The organism is Bradyrhizobium sp. CFUWI, assembly GCF_056429085.1.
On the sequence record NZ_JBWJZE010000244.1, the window covers coordinates 1 to 420 of the forward strand.

The 420-nt window shown below is 75.2% G+C and carries 2 protein-coding genes; both read left to right on the forward strand.

The genetic code is table 11. The features are described 5' to 3' along the window. Positions 1 to 225 (forward strand): 2Fe-2S iron-sulfur cluster-binding protein (locus AC066S_RS39635; RefSeq protein WP_478272036.1); only part of this gene is annotated, 225 nt, incomplete at its 5' end. Then, on the forward strand, positions 222 to 420 hold a 199-nt coding region (locus tag AC066S_RS39640), incomplete at its 3' end, for a hypothetical protein (RefSeq protein ID WP_478272037.1). The genes AC066S_RS39635 and AC066S_RS39640, both read left to right, overlap by 4 nt.

Sequence of the window (420 nt, forward strand, 5' to 3'; positions counted from 1 at the left end):
GCCCAGTGCGGCTATTGCCTCAACGGCATGGTCATGACCGTCGAGGCCCTGCTGCGCCGCAATCCCCATCCCTCGGAGCAGGAGGTGCGCAGCGAGCTGCACCACAACCTCTGCCGCTGCGGCACGCACGTCGAGATCCTGCAGGCCGCGCTGCGCGCCGCGCGGTTGCGCGTGGGCGGCACGGGGGCGGATGGCGAACCGGCGGCACCGGAGGCGCGGCCATGAACCTGCCGGCCCGTTCCATGGCGGCGCCCGCGCTGGCCTCTGCATCCTCGGCCCCCGGCGTGCCCGCGGACCTGCTGCACGGCCTGGCCGTCCGCCCGCCGCGCATGGGCTGGGACGGATTGCGCTACCAGGGCGACGCACTGGCCGATGCCCGGCTGGACGCTGCGCGCGCCATGGCCGGCGTGGTGTCCGTGG